Consider the following 23,511-nt stretch of genomic DNA (forward strand, 5'->3'; position numbering starts at 1 on the left):
GCTTAATTGACTTTTACCTAGCTGCCGAAACTACAGCAGCTTAAAAATGGTCCACAAAATTTTATATCCAGCCATTATCGTTCCACGAATGGTTCCAGAAACTTTTGACACCCCCACTCGGCGGCGGTAAGTAACAGAAACCTCCGTACAGCGTAATTTCTTTTTAGCAGCTTTAACCTGCATCTCTACAGTCCACCCAAAGTCAGGATCCTGCATTTCCAAGGCTTGCAGTTTATCCCAACGGATTGCCCGAAAAGGGCCAAGGTCTGTAAAGTGATAGTTGTAAAACAGTCGGATCAAATTTGTGGCCAGCCAGTTGCCAAAAATTTGTTGGGGTTGCATCGCACCGCTCTCCATCGCTCCTGTGGCCCGAGAGCCAATCACCATGTCCATCTCCTCTTCAAGAATCGGTTTGATCAACAAAGGTAACTCTTCTGGATGATCCGAGTAGTCTCCATCCAAAAAAACCACAATATCAGGCTGTTCTGATGGTTTTTTAGCGGCAACATGAGCCATGCCTGCCAAACAAGCACTTCCATATCCCGGCCTTGGCTGATCAACAACGGTAGCACCTCCTGCCGCAGCTACTTCAGCCGTTTTATCAGTACTTGCATTGTTACAAACAATAATATCTCGTACCCAATCCCGAGGAATATCTGCTACAACCAGCCCTATAGAAGCTTCTTCGTTGTAAGCAGGAATAATAAGATCAATAACAGGTTTGCTCAAAGTTGATGCTTTACTAGAAGCAGAGATGCCCCATTCTACTTAAGATTTCGGCGCAAAGGTACACCAAATGAATAGATTCTGCTTGTCCCAATGGCTACATATTCAGGACTTAAGCACTTTGCAATAAAAAAAGAACATTATTTTTCTTCAATTCGTAACCTTCACCGCTGTCCACCGTACAATAGCGACAAATAGGTAGACTTCGGTTTGCCTAGGCACAAATAACAATAATGAGTGAAACCATATAGCTTCGGCCTTCCTACGGGTTGCTGAAGCACAAATCGGCTTTTGTATTAACCCTCCGAAAAAAATCGGGCAAAAGTCGTGCTAATTTACTTGCGGATAAATCATTTCACTCATGCGTAACGGAAATACTATCTTACCGACGACACAGCTGGACATTGCACTAGAGCGCCTGGAATTACTACTGGAGCCTGGCTCGCAGGAGCTGTTTGAAAAATTACAGACCCAAAAGGATATCCATCTTCCCTACCTGAGCCAAGAACTCAGAAAACCTCCGGGGAAACTAAAACGGCAGCTTGATAAACTCAAAGCTACCGGGCTGGTCTACAGCTCTAAACGATATCCGAAAAGTTATTCTCTTAATCACTTACGGTGCCTAAAAATCCGCCTTCAGGTAGAAGCGGTTGTCGAGGCCTTGTAATAATAGCTGTTCAATATGCTACAAAGAGATTAACAAACCAATGCACTTGGCATCCCCGCCACCTGCGGGGCGGCCGGGCTATCCGTTCGCTATCGCTACCTTCTATCCCTGGCTGTGCTCGCTCCGCTGCGCCGAGCTCTCCCGATGGAAGATCGGGATTCGGTCCGCTGCTAGATAGAGTGCTGAGCTTTTTTCTCTACCCTATCTCCTGCCACCGACTCACCCAGGCACTGAGTGCTATGGCCAATGCTGTAGCTACATTTAAACTGGAATTGCGGCCGTACATAGAAATGTGTACACAATCATCTAACACCTCCAACACCTCTTTACTAATACCGGACTGTTCAGCACCTAACACCAATACCGTAGGCTGCTGAACTTCGGCGCTTAAGTATTCATCCAAAGCCTTGCTTTGATTGGTAATCTCTACTCCTATCAGGCTATATTTTTTTGCTCTTATCTCTACTAATGCCTCTGCTAAATTGTGCTGATGCACAAAAGGCACCCAGCCCTCTGTACTACGGGCTGTCTTACTAATTTTGCGGTTGGGTGGCACCGGTGTCGTTCCTCCCAACCAAATGGCTTCTACGCCAAAGGCATCAGCCAAGCGAAAAGCCATCCCCACATTCCGGGGGTCCTGCCAATTATCACAGGCCAGAATGAGGGGGAATGCTCGTGTTGTCCAGCGGGTCTCCCCGTGGCTCAATTGTTGTTGTTCCAACAGCTAAATTTTAGTCATTAACTCGGAAAGAGATGTTGCAGATCACACCATAGGTGGAAATCTTGCCATCCTGAACGTGGGCTTTAATATCCTTTACATACACAGAATCTACATTACGAACAGTTTTGCTTACTTCTGTTACTGCTTTTTGGATAGCATCTTCTATGCCCTTTTCAGATGAGGCAATTACTTCAATTACTTTGACAATCATAGTTTTCTTGGTTTTGTTAATAGATGAAAGAAAGATAAGCTTTTTAAGCTTAGGAACAGCACGAAAATAAAACGCGGCTTTGTTTCCCAAATAGTTAACTAAACGATTCACTTCAAGTGTGTTAACTATTTGGGAAACTCGAAAAAAAATCGCGGTTTATTTTCTGCGCAATACCTAGTGACTTAATAACCTTGTACCTGCTGTCTATGTTCGAACGAGATGAGTATCTAAGGCAGCATTTCCCCCTTTCGTCGTATCTTTACCCTGAAGCTTGGTCAGAAATCGTATTTTCTGGTCCAACCTTCACAATATTATCCCAAGAACAGCAGTCTATAAAACGCTTAGAGTTTGTTTATGCTTCGCTAAGGAACAGCACGAAAATAAAAAGCGATTTTGTTTTCTAAATAGTTGAATAAGCGCTTCATTTCAAGCGTTTTAACTACTTGGAAAACTTGAAAAAAAATCGCAGTTTATTTTCTGCGCAATACTAAGACGTTTTATCAACTGCAAGAACATTTACCCCATGCGCCAACCGCTTGTGCGCCTTTTGCTGCTTTCCATCTTCACCGTGATATTTCTATCGCGGGGCTTTGCCCAAAATTGTGGACAAAGAGATACAATCATTTTCACGGCCAACACGACAAGTTCCCTATCTCTCGATATAAGTGATTACTTCAACGACGACCTCAGCGATCCAATGCAGGGTTTATGTGGTATTGAACTGGGGTTTGTCCATCAGTTTGTAGAAAATTTTGAGCTTTCACTTACTTCTCCCGGCGGCCAAACGGTTGGCCTTCTCGGGCCAAATAGCGATGACCCTTTCGCTTTCACCCCTGGTACGCAATGGCAGATCAACTTGGTCAACTGCGGCTCCGTTGCCCAACCCGATAGTGCTTTCGCCGATCAGTGGAACAACGATCAGGTCGAAAACTGGGTGCCCTTTGGTTTCTACAATGGCTCTTACTATCCCTATGGCGGTTGTCTCGAAGATTTCAACACTGGCCCCGTCAATGGAACCTGGACGTTCAATATTACCAATAATCCCTCCAACAATCCCGGTGCAATCACCTACCTCCGGCTCATTTTTTGCGATAGCCGAGGCGTAGAATGCTGCTTTGCCCAAGCGGGTGAGTGGCAGAACGAAGATATCCTGGCTTGTGTGGGTGCCGACACCTTACAAATTACACCAGACATCAACTTTTCCCTTGGCGAAGCGGATACGCTGGAATACAGTTACGCCTATCTTATTGGTCTCAACGGCATATACCAGCAGCTTGATTCTGTACTCGACCTGCGAGCAGCCGCCGCTGGGGAATATGATATTTGTGGCTTCTCGTACCGCAGCAGTCAACTAGATAGCCTTCCACTCCCTGACGGAATGCTTACCCTCGATAGTATCCGTACCAACCTCGAAGGGCTGGAACCCTGGCTATGTGGTCTGCTTACGCCCGAGTGCCTCCATGTTTCTATCGTTGCCCCACCCGATACTACCCGGCTCAATGAGCGCATTTGTAGAGGAGACAGTATCGTCGTTGGGGCGCAAAGCTTCCTTGATGGTGGTTTTTATACTGTAGACCTTGAAAATTATGCAGGCTGTGACAGCATCGTTACACTTGACCTTTTTGTACAAGAGGTGCAGTTTACCAGCATAGATACGACCCTCTGCCCTGGAGATACCGTATTCGTGGGCAATGAATTTTATTTCGAAACCGGCGTTTACAGTGATACACTAGCCAGCGTGGAACTGGGTTGCGACAGCATTGTCAACCTCAACCTGATCGTATTGGCAGAGCAGGTCACACCGATTGCGCCTGTTATTTGTGTTGGTGAAAACTTTGCGGTGGGGGATAGTTTATTGACAACCACAGGCAACTACCAAATTTTACTAACCTCCGTAGCCGGTTGCGATAGTTTGGTAATCGTAGACTTATTGGTACTTGAACCGGAGGCCGCCATCACTGGCCCGCCAGAAATAGATTGTGCTCAACCGGAAGTCACTTTGAGTAGTAGCGGATCGTCTCCTGCGGGGGAACTCAGTTTTCAATGGTTCGCCATTGATGAAACAATATTAGGCAACAGCCCCACTCTACTAGTCGATGCTGAAGGCGCCTATATTTTAGAAATAAGTCAGGAAGTTTCAGGAACCATCTGTACTGCCCGTGACACCTTTAGCTTAAGCGCAAATTTTGATACGCCTATCGCCGATGCCGGACCAGCAACCAGCGTCACCTGCGCCCAACCAAGTGTACAAATTGGAGGGCCAACGACCAGTATGGGTAATGCCTACACTTACCAGTGGCAAACCACCAACGGCAGCATTAGTGGCCCACTAGACAGTCTATTTACTACCGTCAACAGTGCAGGGGATTACCAACTTATCGTCCAGGACACTATTAGTTTCTGTACCGACACCAGTATGGTTAACGTCATGGCCGATCAACTTCCACCAGATGTTTTTACAGGACCGGGGTTCACGCTCAACTGTCTCATTCTTGCAGATACCCTGGATGGTTCCGCCTCTTTAGGCCAAGGGATTTCGGCCAGCTGGTCTGGGCCTTGCATCACAGAAACTCCTGGCCCTGGCCTGGCCATTATTGATTGCCCGGGGTGGTACTACCTGGAAGTAATTAATGCCAATAATGGCTGTAGTGCGCTAGATTCTTTATTGATTGAAGAAGACCTAACACCAGCATTTGCCGTGATTGCTCCCGCCGATACGCTCACTTGCGCGGAGGAGACCGTAGTATTGGATGGTACGCTATCGACCCCTAACGGGATCATTGATTTTGACTGGACAGGCCCTTCCGGGCAAAACGCCAATACCTCCACATTTCCTGTGACCGAAGCAGGCAATTATGAATTAATCATCATTCGTCAGGATAATTTTTGCCGGGATACATCTACCGTTTTCGTAGAACAAGATACCCTAGCACCGACTGCCGACGCTGGGCCTGACACTACGTTGAATTGCTATTCAGCGATGTTTCTTTTGCAAGGTTCCACCACCTCAACCGGGCCTTTTTACAGTTATCAGTGGTACAGTAGTGGCACGCCCATCCCCAATGCCACCAACGACAGCTTACTGATTACAGAAGCTGGCACCTATTCCCTCGAAGTTACTGACATCCGTAATGGTTGTACATCCCTTGACACCGCTGAAGTCGACGAAGATTTTATTACCCCAGAAGATGTCATCGCAGGGCCAGGCCAACTGTTGACTTGTGGTGGCGACATTGTTCAACTCCAACCAGACAGCACCATTTATTCCAGGCCCGTCACTTGGGAATGGACCGCCGACTGTATCACCCCACAATCGGACAATTGGGCCATTTTTACCGATTGCCCCGGACTTTATACCCTTACGGTAACCAACATTGACAATGGATGTGTTGGGAGTGATACCACCAGGGTTAATCTAGCTCCTAATTTCAGCATCTCCATTTTGCCAGACACTGCTTACCTCTCTTGTGAAACAGGGTCGGTAGTTTTGGACAACAGTGGTAGCATTGGCAGTGTATTTCAATGGTTTTTAGACGACGTAGCCATTAGTTTGCCTAATAATCAACCTAGTGTTCAAGAAGCAGGTATTTATTCATTGGTCACTAGCGACATTAACCAATCCTGTTCTGATACAGCTTTCGTAGAAGTATTGATAGACTGTACTCCCGTGGCGATTATTGATCCCGCTGAAGTGCTTACTTGCGCTCAGCAGTCCATCTTTTTAGATGGGTCAAATAGCCAAGTTATCGGCCCGCAGACTTATGCCTGGACGGGGCCATCAGCGGGGTGCCTACTATCTCCTGCTGATTCGCCAACCATTGAGGTGGTTTGCCCTGGGGAATATCAACTGATTGTTGAGCACAGTATCTTCAATTTACGAGATACCACAACAATAACGGTCTTAATCGACACCGTCGCGCCCATCGTCGAAGCTGGCCCCAACCAACAAATAACGTGTAACAACACCCTCGCTGACTTACAGGGTTCTGTGATGGGTAACATCAATGATTATACCTTTGCCTGGACCACTTTTTTCGAGCCAGATGACACCCTTACTCAGAACATCAACTATACCACCAATGCTGCCGGTACTTATGTGTTCATGGCGCAGGATATAGACAATGGTTGTATTCGTACAGATGTCGTACAGGTTACGCTAAATGACAGCCCGCCAACGATTGCGTTTGGTAGCTCCGTGTTCCCCTGCCAAGCGGACACTTTCCGTTTACAAGCTTTTGTCAATCCGCCCGCAGGAGATTACACCTACACCTGGAATGGCTTGGGTATAGAACAAGATGCTGATAGTCTGGCGGTTTTGATCAATCAGCCTGGTGACTATACTTTTTCTGTCATCAATAATCAGACGGGTTGTTCAGACAATGACCTTGTTACAGTTACAGAGCAAACCTGCGTCCCCTGTCTTGATTTAGCTCCCGTAGATACCCTTGACTGTATCACCTCCATCGTTAATCTTGAAGTAGAATTTTGCCGCGAATGTGAAGGTTGTGTTCTTCAGTGGTCAGATGAAAACGGTGATATAGCAGGCGAAGACAGCTTATTCTTAACGGTCAACCTACCCGGTAATTACACCCTCACAGCAACCGATACGCTCGGATTCAGCACCATCGTTACCGCTACCGTCCTGCAATTAACGAATACGCCACTCGTTGATCTTGGGCCAGATCGAATGATCACTTGTGACAGTACCAATATTCTTTTGCAGAACTTATCCAACAATGAAAATTTTGACTACAGTTATCGCTGGGAAGAAACGACTTTGGGTAACCTGCCTGAAACATCTCCCACGCTAACAGTCACTAGTCCCGGAGAATACGTATTGGAGTTAACAAACCTGCTCACTGGCTGTAGCCAAACAGATACCGTTTTAGTAACAGAAAACCTGGTCTTACCGGTGGCCGAAGCTGGACCAGACATGGACCTCACCTGCCAAGATGATGTAATACCCCTTGATGGTACTGGCTCTACCCTCAGTGGCGTAAGCTATCAATGGACGGCCCCAAATACTACGTGTATTTCTGGTGAAGACAACACCACGCCCTTGGTCACCTGTCCCGGATTGTATACCCTGGAGGTAACCAGCCTGCTCAACGGCTGTTCCGCTACCGACACGGTGCGCGTAAGACTTGATGAAGAAGTCCCCGTACTAACCAGCTTCCCGGATACCGTGCTTACCTGCACACAGAGCAGCGTTACCCTGACTGCCTCACCACCAACGACCGGGAGCTTTAGTACCCGCTGGTGCCCCCTTGATGAATTTGGCGATGAAGTTACTATCATGTGTACTCAAAACACGATAGACTTTGTAGTGACGACGCCCGGTCAATACCAATACACCGCAGAGAATGATGTTACGGGTTGTAGCAATAGCTTCGTCGTCACCGTAGGTATTGACACCCTTCCTCCTGTTATTGATGTGGGGGTAGAAGACACCCTTTATTGCACGCTAAACAGCCTCCAACTAGCAGGTACAGCTCCTAGTGGTGCGAACTATTTATGGAGCAATCCGGAGATGGCACAAATAGACAACCCTACCTCGTTACAACCAACAGTTTATGCAACCGGCTGGTATTTTCTCGACGTACAATCACAAGCCAATGGTTGCGTTGCCCGTGATAGTGTTTTCATCGCCGAAGACGCCAACCAACCGGTACTTACAGCTGGCAATGACACCCTCATTAACTGTTTCCAACCAGAGGTCCGATTGTCGGCAACAGGATCAACTTTTAATGGTGAAAGTAGCTGGATTTGGAGTACACCTGTGGGTAATTTGCTTGAAGATGAGGATACCCCTACCCCACTCATAGCTGCTAGTGGTTGGTATTTCGTAACATTGACGGATACAGGTAATGGTTGCTTTGTCACGGACAGTTTATTGGTTGATGAAGATTTCACTACGCCCCAAGCGGTCATCGAAAACCTTGGGAACTTACAACTCAGTTGTGCACAAGACACCTTGTTACTGGATGGCACCAATTCCGTAAGCAACACAAGCAACGGGCTGTTTTACTCCTGGCAGACTGCCCCTGCTGGTAATTTATTCCCCGACCTTGCTGCCCCACAGGTGTTTACCGATCGTCCTGGTAATTATGCGCTCATTGTTACAGATAGTGGCAATGGCTGTACAGATACGCTAGACTTTAATGTAAGCAGTGATTTCACCCTTCCATTATTGACTTTAGCACCAGCTGATACGATCACTTGTAGTAATTCTAATAGTACTTTAAGTACCTCTACTCCTACAGTTCCTGATGGTTTTCAGTTCTTATGGACCAATGAAAGCGGAGAAACAATAAGCACCACCTCCACCGCTGAAGCAACAGCTAGTGGCTGGTATACCCTGGTATTAACAGCTGACGAAAATGGATGTAGCAGCCTCCCTGATTCTGTCTTCGTTAACAGCAATTTCACCCTACCTGAAGTAGAGGTCAATACCGATGGTGATATTGATTGCGACCAAAATTTGATTCATTTAAGCGGTACTGGCTCTTCCCAAGGGGCCAATTACGGTTACCAATGGTCTAGCACCGATGGCGTGCTACTTGGAGATGGTACCAACCTCCTGGACTCGACAATAGTAGCAGGAACCTATACCTTAATGGTAACCAATATTTCTACGGGCTGTACCGCGTCTGATAGTATCGAAATAGTGCTACAAGGTGCCCCTATTGATAGCCTGGACATAGAAATTGTATCGCCGCTTTGTGTGGGAGAACTTTCCGGCAGTATTAGCCTCAACGCTGTCTTCGGAGGTACCCCTCCTTATCTTTATCAAATAAACAACCAGGGATTCAGCAGCTTATCTTTCTTTGAAGACCTCCCTCCCGGCGCCTATCAGCTACAAGTTTTGGATAGCCAGGGTTGTGATTGGGATGAAATGGCCACCTTGGAGGTTCCCCTCCCTCTAGGTGTAGAACTGGGGCCTGATCAAGAGGTATTGCTAGGCGACAGTCTTCAACTTGAACCTGAATTAACTCGCCCTATTATTGATTGGAAGTGGAATGCTCCGGGCTTACTTCAAGAAGATGCCCCTTTCCTGCCATTGATCACGCCGCAAGAAACTCAATATATTCTTCTGACCGTCACTGATGAAAACGGTTGTACCGCTAGTGATACAATGCGTGTTTTTGTCAATAACCGTACTAGGGTTTTCATTCCTACGATCTTCTCTCCGAATGGAGATGACAACAACGAACTGTTTACTATTTACGCTGGTGATGAAGTAGTAGAAATCGAAAGCCTGCGCATCTTTAGCCGATGGGGAAATATGGTCTTTGAGAGAGACAACTTCCCTCCTAATGACGCTACGCTAGGTTGGGATGGTACCCTATGGGGTGAGCCACTCAACCCAGCCGTTTTTGTCTATTACGCCCAAGTCCGCTACACCGATGGCAGTACGGAACTGATCACAGGCGATGTGGTACTGATGAAATAGTGGTTTTAAACCATATGTGGGATTATAAGGAAATTTAAGGGTTTATTTTTTTCACCACCAAAGGCAGCAGAGATTTTCTCTTTGGTGGTTTAGAACAAATGTCTCTGTTTGGGTCGGGTAAATTCGTGAATTCACCCTAGCTAGCAGCCCTCTTATAATCCCTTCTATTTCCTTACATGGTTTAGAAAAACCTTTGGTGCCTTTGGTGGTTTAGAACAAATGTCTCCGTTGGGTCGGGTAAACTCGTGAATTCACCCTATTGGGCTAGGCCCTTATAATTCCTTACATGTCCTTATATGGTTTTAAAAATCCTTTGGTGGTTTAAAACTATTCCTTCACCAAATCGGAAATAATGGTGTTGCGTGCTTGTTCTATTTGCACCTGATTTTGATAAACCTGCCTTAGGAATTGTGCCTTTCGCGACTGCTGGTCCTTCAATTGAGCTGCCGCTTTTTCTACCAGTTGCCGGGCTTCTCCGCCACAATCTGAAGAAGGGTCTATTTTGCCAATTTCGTCGAGCGCAGCCTTAGGCATTTCCAAGGCCAACTGCTGGTGAGCCATGTCCAGATGTTGCCGACAAGACGCTGCCTGATAATCCAGGTAGTAAGCCTGGCGCTTATTCCGGGCCTGAGCATAACAGGGAGAAGCCATCGGGATCGCATCCGTGATGGCGAGGGCCGTGAGTAAGTTGCCCCTTTCCGCTTGTTGGGCAGCTGTAGCCAATAAGTCATTACAGTTGGCTGTAAACGTCTTTTGATAATCCGCCTTTAGCGTTTCCCATAAGCGATTGGCTGAGGTGCCGCCGTTCGTCAATTGCCGGAGGGCATTCCGACGAGCGTCAGCCAGAGAACTACCCGTTGCTTGCAGCGATGTGCTGGCAGTGCTTATCACTTGGTCGCTACCGCTTAACCTCAAATTGACCAGTAGATCATAAGCGGCTACAAAACGGGTACGCATCCCCTCTATCTGCCCTTCACGGGCGAGTACCAAATCAGCTTCCAGCAATACGCCCGAGAGACTGTCCAGTAGCGCACCATTACGTTGTAGAGCTGGCGTGAGTCGTTGCACAACATCCTTCTCCACACTTTTTGCAAAGCGTAATTGCAGGGGGATATCCTGTGCCATTCCGTTAAGGAAACCAGAGAGGAGCAAAAGCAGTGAAAATAATCGCATAATTAGCTAGTTAAGAGAGTGTGTGCCGTATTCATTTATTCATCTTCTTTACCGAAACCATTTCGTACTTTGTTTCTGAATGATGGTTTGATTCTTTATCCTCATAGATGTAAATCAATTCGACTTGATGAGTGATTTCCAAATCGTTACTATTCGAAATTATCGAATTAAGAATTTCTAATTTCCTACCCGTTTTTTGAATACAAATTGTGATTAATGTATTTGGTTTTGATTCGGCTATAACTCTGTTTAAAAATTCCGTTTCCTTTACTCTTTCTTTTTTACCAAAATGGAACATGCTATCCAAAAGAATAAATTCAAATTCTCCAAAATTCGAGTAGTTGAAAATGTCGTCAACGATTCCGAGTAATGGCAAGTTTTCTTTTTTTGCAATTTCATTTAACTGCCCAATTCCAACTTTGGAATTATCTATTCCTGTTACAACAAAGCCTAATCTTGCCAAAGCGATGGCGTCCCTTCCTTGTCCACAACCAAGATCCAGTAGTTTGCCTTTTACCTTTATCCCCGAATAAAAATCTATCAATTCAGGGTATGGACTTCCAAATAAGTTTTCTGATTGATAATAGTTATCGTACTCAACTTTCATTGTTTCCTGTTTTCTTCATCACAGACAACCTAGTTGAGTGTAATGAATATTTTGTTTCCCTGCACATCACGTTCACAGTCGTATCCCAACTCGCGGAGGAAGTTCCTGAGTTTTACCGCAAAACGGTAAGCCCGGTAAGGCTGGCCATTTGTGGGATGCAAATAGGGTACTCTCAACTGGTCGACGATCATCTTGGTGGCCGTCATTCCTTGTAGGTGGTACTGGCCCCGGAGGGTATTTTCGCCCAACCAGTTGGCAATGACTTCTGCCAGTAGCAGGTCACTACCTGTTACAGGGCTGTCCAGGTCGTAGCTCACCGAAGGCGAGAGCGTTATGTTCAACGCTAACACACGCCCAGCCATGAGCATATCATGAAAACTTGACGTTATCTGCGGGATGAACTCGGGGAGTCCTTCTTCGGCTGCTCTTTGCACCAAACGCTCATACTGTTTGGTATAAAAGCTTGGGGAATGCGAAGTATGATTGGCCAGCGACACCCCCGAAACGGCATCGTAGGCCGTCATTATAAGGCCACCTGTACTGCCGTTATAAGATTCATTGATAATAGGTTCTACCTCCACGTAGATATCTGCGCCAGACAATTCGATCACTTCTTGTTTGACGCTCGTGAGGTTGCCCCACTCAATGGTCTGATCGTTGGCTAACTGCCGTAACCGCGCACGTAAATCAACCGTACTGTAACCCGCTGCTGCGAAGCCTTCGCGTACCGCCGTCACAGCGGTCAGCATTACTTTATCTTGCTCCAATTGCTGCCGCCAGTCTTCCCCTTGTTTCGCAAAGGGAATAACCATGATGGTAGGCTGATACCCAGGCATACTATCCAATCGGGGTTCTGTTTGGGCCATAACCAACTGGGTACAGCTATAGAAAAACAACAGTAATAGGGTATATTTTCTCATTTCTTTATCGTTTTAGTATTCGTGTCGAGGTGTAGGAACTCTATACACGATCCCGCGAACGCCAGTGAGCACCTTCATCTAATCCACCAGTCCCAAAAACATCATTTTCATTAACCAGTGCGACTTTTGATCACCGGGAACAGCATAAAGCACGTGCCCTTCTTCGCGAGCATCATACAGCTGGGTCGAACCTTTCAATATTTTACATTCCAATAGGCGATCTTCTTGCCGCTGAATGCGTGCCTCTGCCAAGACAATCGGCCGTGCAAGGGTATCGCCACTGATCACATAGTATTCGTTGAAGTAAATTTTCAGTTCCTGTCCAGAAAAATTTGGCATTGTGGTTGCCACCAAAACCTCATTGATTTTATTTCGGCTTTCATGTAAAACATCCACAACCTGCATTCCGCCCTGAAAAGTTCGTAAAACAAACCTCCTCACTTGTTTTGATAACTGAGCAGCAGCCTTGCGTTCGACCTGAGCGATCAAGCTCTCAAGCGGCGCATCCATTTCCGGCTCACCGACCCGGGTACTTAGAAACCCTTCCAAGTGACTGGTTTCAGCTTTCATCAATTGACCAGTGCGTACATCCAGCAGGCTTAGTTTCAATTGGTAACGCAAGCTTACTGTCTTCGTAGGCAGTCCATCAGGAGAAGTCGACTGGCGAGGGACTAACTTGCGGCTCAGTACCCGACCGACCAGTAAGTAATCAGCACCCAGTGCAGCAATACTTTCCCGATCGCTGGCCAGGTAGTCCTCGTGGCGGACTTCTTCCCGCGCCATAAAAACTGCATCAAGGCGACGGCGATCAACGATACGGAATCCTTCGTTTTCGGTCAAACCTCGTTCGGCAGCTTCTCCAAGTAAGAGCAGGCTACCCTCTCCCATCTCTACATCACTGACAAAGGTCGGTACTCCAATCGTAGGTACTACAGATTGGCCTTCAACACCCAGCGAAAAGACAAGGAGCAAGAACAGCAGACAGAAATTTCTAAATAAACTTTTCATAGGAAAGAGTAAGCTCATAACAACTTCATTGCACTTAAATCACAAAGGTAACCGTATTCCAGAAAATGCCATGACAGCCTCTAAACTGTCCTTGTGCAGTCATTATTATCAAAAAGGATGATCTTTACGAATCAAATTATTGTTACAGTGGCGTTCCTTAAAAAACAACAATTATGAAACCTACGTATTGCTTATTACTCTTTTCGCTAGTTTTACTAGCCTGCAATCCTTCTACATCACAAACGACAACGGCCCAGGAAATGCCGCCACCTACAGAAGAACCCGCGCCATCTTATTCCGCTTCTGATACCCCTACACTTGCAGAGGCCCAACTCGATCGTGCATTGGAGGATTACAGCCAGGCCATTTTTGCCAGCGGTTGTTTTTGGTGTACCGAAGAGGTCTTTGAACGCGTAAAAGGCGTAAAAGGTGTTTATTCCGGCTATGTTGGTGGAGAAGAGGGAATGCGGCCGACTTACAGTTCAATCGGAACCGGCAGAACGGGTTATGCCGAGGCTGTCGTGGTCTATTTTGACCCCACTATTGTCTCTTATGACTTATTGTTAGAGTTCTTCTATGCCAGCCATGATCCTACCCAACTCAACCGGCAGGGGCCGGACGTAGGCACCCAGTACCGTTCTGGTGTGTTTTATCTAAATGATGAACAAGCCAGCAAAGCCCGCGCCTACCAAGACAAACTCAACAGCACTGGTAAATATGACCAAGCTATAGCCACAGAAATCACTGCTGCCAGCACCTTCTACCTGGCAGAGGAATACCATCAGAATTATTATCCTCAGCATCCTGAAAATCCTTACATCCAGCGGGTCAGCCGTCCCAAGGTGGAAAAATTCGCAAAGGAATACGCTCAATATTTAGAAAAGGCTTAAAAAACATAGAGGGATGTGGGACGTTTAGATCGTCCCACATCCCTCTACAACAACTCTGCCATTAAAGGCTTACTAATATTTAAACAAACGTAGCGTTTCCTGCCAAGTAGCTCCTTGAATCACTACCTGGTAATTACCCGGTGGCAGGTAATCCATTTTCACTGGCATCGTGAAGTCACCACCACCTAGCTGGATATAATCTTTCTTGATGATACGCCCATGCGCATCCTGCAAAAACATTTCTACGTCTTCCTCCGTCTTGGTCCAACCGCTTAATTGAGCATTATTTGCTGTTGGGTTTGGATAAACCGACCATAAGCCCACACTAGAGGTATTCTGCGAAATACCCGGCCAAGTCTGCAGGTTCATATTTCCATCATTGGCATTATCACCTTCTATCCACTCAATGGTATAGTCTTCTACTTCACCGTAACTGATATTCGCACAATAGGAAGCAGGACTGCCATAACGCATAGAAATTCGCATACGGGTAGTACCCTGAGCATTTGACGGAGGCGTAAATTGAGTATTGACGAAACCTGCCTGAGGCCCGATTGATGTGACCTCTTCTCCTGGGTCCGCAAAATCTCCGTCGCGGTTATAATCAATCCATACCCTCCAGAACTCGTTATAATTTGTGCTGGTATAGCCCGGCACCAACTTAAGAGTATGTGTAGCATCTTTTTCCAGGTGCAAGACAATGGAGGTATAATCTCCATAGCCATCATCGTTGCCGCTGGCATAATTGTTGCCATTGACAAAAATTGCACTTATCCACTCGTAATTAGTGTTTGCTCCCTGAGACTCACAATATACCAAGCCTGGGCCATCCGTACTTTCATCATTTACCCAGACTTCGGTACTGGCCTGGCAACCGTTTTGGTCGGTAACATGAGCAGTATACTGCCCCGGCGAAAGATTGGATATCTGCTGCCCTTGGTCACCATGCTCCCAATCCACCACATAAGGGCCTACTCCGCCATTGACGGCGATTTCAATAGCACCATTATTTCCGGCAGTAGCATGGGTAACACTTACGCCCAACTCCAGTTCTTGTGGATTTTGCAGCGGAAAACCACGCACGGCACTACAGCCAGCAGCATCAGTAATCGTCACCAAATACACACCGCCACTTAAACCTGAACGGATAGCATCCTGACTTCCATCTGCCCAAAAATAAGAGAAGGGAGCCGTGCCTGAATTTACCTCAAGGGCAATCCAACCATCTTGGCCATTGAAACAAAGTGGATTCACACTGGTTCCTGATACAGAAAGGCCAACAGGGCTTACCAACTGGGTAGAAGCCACCGTTGAACAGTTTCCATCTGTTACCGTGAGCGAGTAATTCCCTGCGGCTAACCCTCCAATAAAATTACTGCCAGTAGCACCATTACTCCAGAGATAGGAATAATTCCCACTGCCACCAGAAACGGTAGCACTAATGCTGCCACTGTTTGCAAACTGGCAATTAGGCGACTGCGCATTTAACGAAACGACCAAAGGTGGGGCACCCTCAACCGAAATATTAGCAGTGGTGAAGCAACCATTGGCGTCCGTAATCATAGCATAGTAATCACCGGCAGCAAGTCCGGTTCGGATGCCGCCCACTGCTCCATCTGCCCAGTCAATTTGATAAGGGCTTGTACCTCCACTAGGCAGAATCGTAATACTCCCTTGGGCACATATAGCAGGCATTACAGAATAGTTATAATGCAAAGGCGACGGCGCTGTCAGCATAACAGAACGGGTAATTGTTTGGGTACCATCATTAATCTGAACAGTATAGGAACCAGCGCCAAGGCCTGTAATCGTTGTTTGCTGACTTCCTGTACTCCAAGAATAGGTGTAACTTCCACTGCCACCAGTTGCGGTTACGCCCAGCGCTCCGGTGAGATCGCCCGAACAATCAATCCGATTGATAATTGTAGTCGTTGCTTGAAGTGGAGGAGTACCATTTTCTTCTACACAAAAAAGGTCATAGCTAATAGCATTAAATTCACCACCAGAGACCAATTCATTACCAAAACCATCTGTGAGACGGAACCAGCCATCGCCATTGGCACAGCACATTCCATCACTGTAAGCATCTGTAACAACTAGCGTGAAACAGCCCGGCGGCAGGCAAATCGTTTCTTCCAGGTAACTAAAGGCAGGTGTCCCAGTGTAAGGGCCTCCCGAATTTCTTATTGCTCCCGTAGCATCTAGGATATACCAAGAGGTTTCTCCAGGATAAAGATCAAATTGCAAGGCGAGAGTTACCACTGTTTCACAACCAAAATGCTCGTATTCTTGTGCATTCGCACGACGACCACTCAAGCCATTAGGGAAAACCGGGGCTACTGAATGCCAATATTTTTCGCCAACAACAGCATCTAATTCAACACTTAAGTCGGTGGTATTCTCAACAACTTCCATGTATTGATCTCCAAGTCGAAAGACTTCATAAGCGACCGCACCTGGTACCGGTTCCCAACTAGCAAGCGCCGTACTGGCATCCTGATAGTCTACCCTAAATTCTGGAACAGAAGATATAACACCCCGCTGTTGCGAAACCAAAGTCGTACTCCCCCGGCGGAGGCGAAACTTCAACTCACTGGTTGCATTATTAGGCACCGACCATACATAAGAACGGGTCGTTGGTGCCAAGTTGTTTGCCAGGTTAGACCAGCTTTGACCATTGTTGTACGAAACATCAAGGGAAAAAGGCTGTCCGTTCGTCACTGCATCCCAAACAATCATCGTCTCTTCAGCTGGTACATACGTCTCCCCTACTTGGGGACTAAGCAGCTCCATAGGAGACATTTCTATTTCATATACCACATAGTAATTCTGTGGTCCTTCAGGTACTTCAAAGCCTTCTACGATGAGGTTGTAATAACCAGCAGCAGGCTGATCAATTACTACTTGCTCTACATTATTGAGGCGATCCAGTCCAGGAAGTGCAGCTCTTCCCAAGCTATCAAGATCGGGGAATGCACTCGGTATCCAAGGCAATTGCTGTTGGCCATTAGGCTTTTCTACCCGTAAGTCCAAGTCATTTACCAATGCTTTGGCACTCAATACACTGCCCGCTGGATCGTGCCAGTACAACATGACTTTTACGCGTTGGGCACCACTGGGGATCGCCAACTGAAATGACTGTGTTTGTTGGTGCGAAATTGTTCCTTGAAGGTAGTTTTCGGCTTGCAAACTGGCTAGCGCCTTGCGAGCATTCATACGCCCCCAGCCATAGTGAAAATCGGGGCCAGCAACGCCCAGGTCATCAGCAGTATTCAAGGTAAGCGCCTTGATTAAGGCAGAGGAAGGGTAGGCATTATTGTGGGTTTCCCGGTAATAACCATAGAGGATAGCAAAAGCTCCGACAGTATTGGGTGCTGCTGCTGAGGTTCCAGAACTATAGCGGTAAGTATTATTCGGCCCAGTGGTATAATCATTTTGCCCTAAAGCACTAAGATCAGGCTTAATTCTGCCATCAGGCGTTGGGCCTCGGCTGCTACTGGATAATAATTCATCGTTCCAATCAATATTTCCTATTGCAAGAACATTCTTTCCAGCCTTACGGCCACCCGTAATCGTAGCGTAATAGTTACCAGACTGGTTGGCACCTAACCAGCTGTAAGGATTGTAACAAGGATCCGTACCGTGATTTCCCGCAGAAAATACGTGTAATAAATGTGGGTTATTGAACACCTGATCGTCAATGGTAACAGTTGACTGTTCATATACTTCTCCGCATCCTTCTCCAAATGAAGTGGAGGTGATTGCAGTACCAAAATCTTCAAAATGAAGCGGTGCAAGATCCACATGGGTGTAGGAGCTTATGTCAAAAAGGTGAATCATTGCTCCCGGAGCACTTCCTGCTGTAGCAGGATTGATATTACCAGCACCCGCAGCCATACCACTGGTCATCTCGGCATGACTTCCCGTGTCGTATTGTGTATGATCAACAAGTCGGCCATGAAAATCAAGATGAAAGACACCACCATCGTCACCGATAGCAATTGCCATTCCCTCTCCGGTATAAGGGAAGCCAGTAAAAGAACGAATAATTCTACTGCTGAGGCGGCCAATATTCCCTTCTGGAATTGGAGCCACCGGAGCAGCTTCCGTGTACTTCAAAAGCGGGCAAGACAATGCTAACGACAGGTCATCAATAGCAATTTCGTAAGTCAACCATTTCTCCTGAAAAGATAAAATAGAAGCCCCTTCATTTTCAAGTGCTTGTGCTAATTGCAGAAGACTGACCCCAGGAAAAGGTACTCCAATGAGGTGATATGTCGTGGTATTTTCTTCACCACTACCAAAATTAAGGGGAGCATTGGGCCGCTTGTGCTGGGCCTCTAGCGGAACAACCTGAAGCATATCATCCTCTAGAAGGAATTCATCCGGCTGCGTATTGCTCACCAGATAAGCATAGTTATTCAAGTATTTATGAAAGAAAAGGCCAAGTTCAGCCAACTCCATTTTTCGTTCATCTGAAGCTATTCCTTCAAATTGAACAATAGCATAACAACCATTAAGTGGGTCGCAATTATTTTCCGGCCAATATGTCGGGAGTGTGTTCCTTTGAACAGAGGGTGTCGCAATGAGTTCATTATTCAATAATATCCCATTTCCATTCTGACTATAACCTGCTGCTGATAGTACGCACACCAAACTTAGCCATACCAGGTATCGCATAGTTCTGTGTTTAAAAAATGTTTGGACGGGTAGGCTGAACATTCAATTGCTCATCCTCCCTTTGCATCAGATGGAAAAAACCGACGAGTAGTTGGCCGGCTATTTTTTACGGCAAATACAGTGTTTCAAAGCATAAAAAAACAAAATAAGACATTATTGGGGACAGCTTTGAATTACAAATATAAATAAAAAAACAATGTTTAACACGCTAAGAACTTGCGTCTTCCTTAAATCAGGTTCGAAATAAAAAGTAGAATTTCGACTCAAAAAGGAAATAAACGCCTTTTCTATACCGCTCCTTGTTCTAAAGCGACCGTTTACTCAATCGCTGCATTAATCTAATATAATTGTTAAAATCTAATATAATCAACCGGATCGACGGGAATTCCGTGCCACCATAGCTCAAAATGCAAGTGTGGGCCAGTTGTCTGGTGGCCCGTGTTTCCGATGATTGCTATCGCTTCACCGCCTTTTACAAAGCTCCCTACTTCTTTGAGTAGCTCTTGGTTGTGCTTGTAAAACGAAATCACGCCATTCTGGTGTTGAATACCTATGGTATACCCTGTATCGTAAGTATAGTCAGAAAGAATAACAAAGCCATCCATTGCGGCCTTTACTGCTGTTCCTTTAGCAGCGATAATATCGACCCCGTTGTGGTTCTCATCCAACTCAAATCCGCCGATAATTTCGCCCCGTATCGGGGCAACAAAAAACAATTGCTCCAGCGGAATATCACGGCTACCGGAAATGGGTTGTTGGCGGGAATTCCGTGCAGCTGCACCAACGGATTCCAGTTCCATCTCTCGGCGCAGCTGCATTTCCTCTGCTGAGATGGTGACTTCTTCAATATTATCCAGGTTCTCTAAAGCGGCAGAATCAATCCCTTGCTGAGATTCCAATACCGATTGGTATTTCCCCAATAAGAGGTTACGAAAATTATCAGCATAAGCTGTTTGAGCTTCTAGTTCCCTTTCAAGGGAAGTAATTTCAGTGGATAGCTCCATCAATTCTTCGCGAGCAACCACATCACCAAAGCCGGGCAGGTATTTTTTCAGTGGTGTGAAAGCGATCAGAACAACTACAACTAGTGCCACTAACACCACAATACTGCTCAGTGCCAAGTAAACATTCATCAAGCTAAGTTGGAAAGAACGCACCTCTTCAAAGGTATCCTCGTTCATTACCGACATTCGGTAACGGTTGTTGAGGCTAGCTCTCCAGCGCTGCCAGGCGCTACTTCCTTGTTTTCCCTCTAAATCTTCCATAGTATTCTATACTTCTACCTGCTTTTCCACGTTTACTAAGGTGGATTAAATTGGACACATCCTTCATTCTGTCGTTAAAATCAACGATTTGGAGACTTAAACGACTTTCTTTAGGGTTTGAAGTATGGACAATTAAAAATACCTTTGTTAGAATTTCGGCAAAGATAAGTGAATAATTCTTTGCTCATCACAAAAATTACTTGGCTTGAGACAGATTAACAAGCTCTTTTGGATTGCAATCAGCATGGTAGTGCTTACGGCTTGTACTACCCAAAAGAAGAAAGGAGAGCTAACGACCGTAGGTAAATTATGGCACAACACCACTGCTCACTATAATGGCTATTTCAATGCCAATGAAATCATTGAAGCTTCGAAATTGCAACTGGCAGAGCAGCATCAGGATAATTATCTTGAGTTGCTGGATATTTACGAATACACGGAAGTAGATAACCCCAAGGTCATTTCAGAGCAGGTCGACGAGGCACTCAAAAAGGTAACCGTTGTTATCAACCTTCACCCTTATAGCCAGTGGTCAGATGATTGTTATCTCTTGGCAGGGAAAGCGCTTTACCTCAAACAGGATTACGAAAGCGCTGAAAAAGCTTTCCGATTTCTTCTAAACGAATATCCGCCTGAGGATAAAGCCGCTAAAGCCGAGCAACAGAAAAACAGCCGCCGTAAAGGAAAATCTGGCGCTAGCAGAAACTCGAGAAGTAGCAAAAACACCAGTACTTCTGCTGGTTTGGAAGGCGAAAAGCCTTTAACGACCAAACAACGTCAGAGAGCTCGCAAAAAATACAACAGGGAAGTTCAAAAACGCAAAAAGCAAAGGGAGAAGGCACGTCGTCGGGGCAAGACCCCCCCCAAGGACCCCGAAGTTCCTGATGAAACACCAAAGCCTGCCCCCACTACTACCGATGAACCCACCGCTACCGAAACCGACGAATTGCCTCCGGTAGGTATGGTACGCCTTTCGAAAGACCCTGTTACCGGAGGTGTCGATGGGGATACTGACCAATACCGCCTCAAACACCGCCCAGCTTATCAGGAGGGGCAATTGTGGCTAGCAAGAACCTACATCGAAAGAGACAACTACAATGCAGCTCGTCGTATTCTTAATCAGATGGAGAAAAACCCGGCTACTTTCAACGACTTGCGTAGTGAAATAGCTGTTGCCATGGCACATCTGGCAATTAAAGAGGGGGATTACGATATAGCAGCTCAAGCCTTGGACGAAGCTGTTGATCGCGCAGAAAATAAAGATGAAAAGGCTCGTTTTTCCTTTATTCAGGCCCAACTTTATCAACAACTAGGTAATAGTGAAGGCGCTTATACTGCTTACCAACAAGTAGTGAGGTACAAGCCAGCTTACGCGATGGAGTTTGCTGCTCGCCTAAACATGTCGCAAAACGCTTACCTGTCAGGCAAGGGTTCTGCCGAAGAAGCAATCGCCAACCTGGAGCGCATGCTCAAAGACGAGAAAAATGAACTTTACCAAGATCAAATTTACTTCGCGATGGCTGGCATTCAGCTTGCCCAGGGCAATGAAATAGAAGGTATAGCTTTGCTTGAACAGAGCCTGAGTGTAGGCAGCTCTAATGCTGCTCAACAGGCCGAAGCTTACTATATCCTTGGTAGCCTTTATTATGCCAAGGAGGATTACCTTGCTGCAAAGACCTATTTCGACAGTGCACTTAGCGTAATGAACCCTGGTGATGAACGCTTCCCTGCAACAGAACGCTTGCGCGATAACCTGGTAGATATTGCTCGCAATCTGGAAACGATTACCCTACAGGATAGTCTTCTGAGAATTGCAGCAATGAGCCCGGAAGAACAAGCCGAGCTTGCGAAGAAGCTCTATGAAGCCAAAGGCGTAGGTAAAACAGATGATGCCAATACTGGTCGCGATAAGTTTAACTCATCGACTGCTCGGGTGGCGATGTCTGGCAGGCCTTCTGCTGGCCCTTCCTTGCGTACAGAATCTAGTTTCTTCGCTTATGATGATCGCGTGATGAAGCGTGGTGCTCGGGAATTCGATCGCCGCTGGGGAGACCGCCCACTGGAAGACAACTGGCGGCGTAGTAATCGTGCAGATGCTGGCTTTGACACCGTGGAAGAAGCAGAAGAAATCGACCTCAACCTGCTAACCCAGGAACAAATCGATAAAATTCTTTCTGATGTCCCTAAGGATAATGGCGCTCAGGAAGGTGCTCGCCTACAAATTAAAAAGGCAATGTTTGAATTGGGTCGCCTCTACCGTGATCGACTCAAAAACAACCAGAAGTGTGTAGATATCCTGGAGGAACTCAACGAACGTTTCCCTGGGCACATCCACGAATTGGACAGTTGGTATTACCTCTACCTTGCCCACTCCGAACTCAACAATACTGCTGAAGCTCAAGTGTACAAGGATAAGATTTTGCAGAAATACCCTACCTCTACGTTCGGTCAAATTCTGATAAACCCCAACTATGCACAAGAGTTCATGGATGGAGAACGGCAGCTTAATCGTACCTACGACGAAGTTTACCAACTTTTTGAACAAGGACAGTTCGAGCAGGTAATCACCCAGTCGAAAACCAATGCTGGCCGCCTGGTTGGCAAGCACCCTTTAAAACCTCGCTATGCACTACTAACTGCCATGAGCACCGGTAGTACAGAGGGAAAGGAAGCCTATATCAGTGAATTGCAAAAGGTCATTGCGACTTACCCTAGTTCGCCGGAAGAGACACGTGCGAAGGAAATCCTACGCCTTTTAGGGGGCGCAGGAGCTAGTTTGCCTGGTAATACTCAGGAGACCAGCGGCGCTTTTCAGGTTGCAGACAATGAGCTTCACTACGTGATCATCGTCTTTGAGTCAGATGACATTGACCTTAACGCCAATAAGATAAAAGTCTCTGACTACAACCGTAAATACCACAACTTGGATAAACTGCGAATCTCTAATGTTTATCTCGGCCAGAGCAATGACGTTCCGGTACTGGTATTGCGTCGTTTCAAAAATAAAGATGCCGCCATGTCTTATTATGATGGTGTTCAAAAGAATGGAGCAGACTTCATCAATCCCGATGAGGTTCCTTTTCAAATCTTACCAATCACCCAGAGTAATTACCGCGAGGTGTTGAGAAATCGTTCCGTCGATGGTTATCCTGCTTTCTTTCAGGAGAGTTACTAAAAAAAAGCTGCTGGG

Annotated in this window: 13 protein-coding genes; 4 read left to right on the top strand and 9 right to left on the bottom strand. The window is 46.3% G+C overall.

Annotation, left to right across the window (positions count from 1 at the left end):
• Positions 1-30: 30 nt before the first annotated feature.
• Positions 31-729 (bottom strand): glycosyltransferase family 2 protein, encoded by a 699-nt coding sequence (locus tag A3EU_RS0107965; protein WP_020535616.1) that lies wholly within the window; start codon positions 727-729, stop codon positions 31-33.
• A 358-nt stretch (positions 730-1,087) separates the two neighbouring features.
• Here A3EU_RS0107965 and A3EU_RS0107970 point away from each other — a divergent pair, with 358 nt between their 5' ends.
• The gene (locus tag A3EU_RS0107970; protein ID WP_020535617.1) at positions 1,088-1,393 is read left to right on the top strand and encodes a hypothetical protein; all 306 of its coding nucleotides are present in this window, start codon (positions 1,088-1,090) and stop codon (positions 1,391-1,393) included.
• A gap of 196 nt (positions 1,394-1,589) precedes the next feature.
• Here A3EU_RS0107970 and A3EU_RS29765 read toward each other — a convergent pair whose 3' ends face one another.
• Both A3EU_RS29765 and A3EU_RS0107980 read right to left on the bottom strand, forming a co-directional pair.
• Positions 1,590-2,114 carry a TrmH family RNA methyltransferase gene (locus tag A3EU_RS29765; RefSeq protein WP_020535618.1) on the bottom strand — a complete coding sequence of 175 codons (525 nt, stop codon included), beginning with the start codon at positions 2,112-2,114 and terminating at the stop codon, positions 1,590-1,592.
• Between the two features lie 10 nt (positions 2,115-2,124).
• Positions 2,125-2,325, bottom strand: a complete 201-nt coding sequence (locus A3EU_RS0107980; RefSeq protein WP_044085587.1) for a dodecin family protein — start codon at positions 2,323-2,325, stop codon at positions 2,125-2,127.
• 523 nt (positions 2,326-2,848) lie between these two features.
• On the opposite strand from A3EU_RS0107980, the gene A3EU_RS0107985 reads away from it, so the two are divergent.
• Complete coding sequence (locus A3EU_RS0107985) at positions 2,849-9,778, top strand: T9SS type B sorting domain-containing protein (RefSeq protein ID WP_020535620.1); 6,930 nt, start codon at positions 2,849-2,851, stop codon at positions 9,776-9,778.
• 327 nt (positions 9,779-10,105) lie between these two features.
• On the opposite strand, the gene A3EU_RS0107990 is transcribed toward A3EU_RS0107985, so the two are convergent.
• The 4 genes from A3EU_RS0107990 to A3EU_RS0108005 form a co-directional block, all read right to left on the bottom strand.
• Complete coding sequence (locus A3EU_RS0107990) at positions 10,106-10,951, bottom strand: hypothetical protein (protein ID WP_020535621.1); 846 nt, start codon at positions 10,949-10,951, stop codon at positions 10,106-10,108.
• A 31-nt stretch (positions 10,952-10,982) separates the two neighbouring features.
• Positions 10,983-11,558 (bottom strand): methyltransferase domain-containing protein, encoded by a 576-nt coding sequence (locus tag A3EU_RS0107995; RefSeq protein ID WP_020535622.1) that lies wholly within the window; start codon positions 11,556-11,558, stop codon positions 10,983-10,985.
• 29 nt (positions 11,559-11,587) lie between these two features.
• On the bottom strand, positions 11,588-12,478 hold the full coding sequence (locus A3EU_RS0108000; RefSeq protein WP_020535623.1) for a DUF6175 family protein: 891 nt from the start codon (positions 12,476-12,478) through the stop codon (positions 11,588-11,590).
• A 78-nt stretch (positions 12,479-12,556) separates the two neighbouring features.
• Complete coding sequence (locus tag A3EU_RS0108005; protein WP_156825698.1) at positions 12,557-13,486, bottom strand: hypothetical protein; 930 nt, start codon at positions 13,484-13,486, stop codon at positions 12,557-12,559.
• Between the two features lie 173 nt (positions 13,487-13,659).
• On the opposite strand from A3EU_RS0108005, the gene msrA reads away from it, so the two are divergent.
• The gene (msrA, locus tag A3EU_RS0108010) at positions 13,660-14,376 is read left to right on the top strand and encodes a peptide-methionine (S)-S-oxide reductase MsrA (RefSeq protein WP_020535625.1); all 717 of its coding nucleotides are present in this window, start codon (positions 13,660-13,662) and stop codon (positions 14,374-14,376) included.
• A gap of 72 nt (positions 14,377-14,448) precedes the next feature.
• Here msrA and A3EU_RS32615 read toward each other — a convergent pair whose 3' ends face one another.
• Entirely contained in the window at positions 14,449-19,056 is a 4,608-nt protein-coding gene (locus A3EU_RS32615; protein ID WP_020535626.1) for a S8 family serine peptidase, read from the bottom strand.
• Between the two features lie 350 nt (positions 19,057-19,406).
• Complete coding sequence (locus A3EU_RS29775; RefSeq protein WP_020535627.1) at positions 19,407-20,321, bottom strand: M23 family metallopeptidase; 915 nt, start codon at positions 20,319-20,321, stop codon at positions 19,407-19,409.
• Between the two features lie 205 nt (positions 20,322-20,526).
• On the opposite strand from A3EU_RS29775, the gene porW reads away from it, so the two are divergent.
• On the top strand, positions 20,527-23,496 hold the full coding sequence (gene porW / locus A3EU_RS0108025) for a type IX secretion system periplasmic lipoprotein PorW/SprE (protein ID WP_020535628.1): 2,970 nt from the start codon (positions 20,527-20,529) through the stop codon (positions 23,494-23,496).
• Positions 23,497-23,511: the final 15 nt, after the last annotated feature.

The organism is Lewinella cohaerens DSM 23179 (assembly GCF_000379805.1).
GTDB classification, from domain to species: Bacteria; Bacteroidota; Bacteroidia; order Chitinophagales; family Saprospiraceae; genus Lewinella; species Lewinella cohaerens.